At 45.3% G+C, this 1438-nt stretch carries 2 protein-coding genes; both read right to left on the bottom strand.

All coding sequences use genetic code 11. The annotated features are described in order from the left end of the window. Nucleotides 1–799: HAMP domain-containing protein (locus tag AC1DUA_RS37430; RefSeq protein WP_477504543.1), on the bottom strand; the 799-nt coding region annotated here is incomplete at its 3' end. Nucleotides 800–937: 138 nt separating this feature from the next. Next, the coding region (locus AC1DUA_RS37425) for a FumA C-terminus/TtdB family hydratase beta subunit (RefSeq protein WP_477504542.1) at nt 938–1438 on the bottom strand (501 nt) is incomplete at its 5' end.

The following is a 1438-nucleotide window of genomic DNA, read 5'->3' as shown; positions in this document are numbered from 1 at the left end:
TCATAATGCCGCTCAGCATATTTTCCATAACGCCTTGAAGTCTGCGTTCATTCTCCTGAATCCTCGCCATCTGCTGCTGCAAGCTTTCGGACATCCGATTGATCGCCTGCCCTAGCTGCCCAACTTCATCATTGCTATAGGCGGGAACACGGGATTCATAATTCATATTCGTGATTTGCTGGGCGACCTTCGTCATTTTCTCAATCGGGTGAGTAATTCCCTTTGCTATCCGATAACTTACCAGACCGGCAATCACAAATAAAATCATCAAACCTAGAATGAGAAAATACCACAACCTGCGGATCGAATTATCGATTTGTTCCAGACTCAGTGAGATTCGTAGATAGCCGGTAGTCACCTGTGAATCATTCTTCACTGGAATGGCGGCGTATAGCATTTTCTCTTTTATGGTATCACTGTATCGCGTAACATAGCCTACGCCGTTCGCTGCAGCAGCGACAATCTCAGGTCGACTTAAGTGGTTGTCCATTTGCTCTGGACTTTGATCAGAATCACCGATCACTTTGCCGTCAGCACGAACAAAGGTTATCCGCTCATTGGTTGCAGCTTTAATCCGTTTGGCTTGTTCCGAGAAATAGGATCCCAATTCAGCTTCTGATCCCATCCTGCCCCAATCCCCTGTGGCTACAAGGATATGCAGCTCACGCTCCATATTCTCCTCCAAGGATTTTACATGAGAATCCTCAAGCACCTTTGCCATAAAAATACCGGCAAGCAGCATGGATGAACCAATCAATACAATCAAAATAAATGTCAGTTTGGCACGGAATTTAGTCATCTGTTTTTCTGGCCTCCGATAGATCAAGTCTGAATTCAAAGATAAAAGGGCTACTCTACATAGTAACCCTTTCCCCCGTACCAAATCCAGTTATTTAATTGTAAAGATGAAAAAGTGCAAAATCATTTATAGTAATGCTTATTTAAAAACAGGTTCTTTCAACGCAGAAAGCTTCTCAAACGCATTTTTCTCAACATCAGCATGCAAGCTGTTGCCATGTGAATCCATCGTAACGATGGCAGCAAACCCCTCTGTCTCCAGATGCCACATAGCTTCAGGAATACCGAATTCCATGAAATCAACGCCTTCAACTTTCTTAAAGCATTGAGCATAGTATTGCGCAGCACCACCAATTGCATTGAGATAAACGCCGCCGTGATCCTTAAGCGCTGCTAATGTTTTCGGGCCCATTCCGCCTTTTCCGATAACCGCACGAATCCCGAACTTCTTGATAATGTCACCTTGATAAGGCTCCTCGCGAATGCTTGTCGTAGGGCCAGCCGCTTTCACATGCCACTCGCCAGCTTCATCCTTACTCATAACCGGTCCGCAGTGGTAAATAGCCGCTCCGTTCAAATCAAGCGGAGCATCGTGATCCATCAAATATTTGTGCAGTGCATCGCGCCCCGTGTGCATAGT

Source organism: Paenibacillus sp. 01T422, from assembly GCF_056398785.1.
Note: the sequence above shows the minus strand (reverse complement) of the source record. Positions and strands in the feature narration are given on the sequence as shown.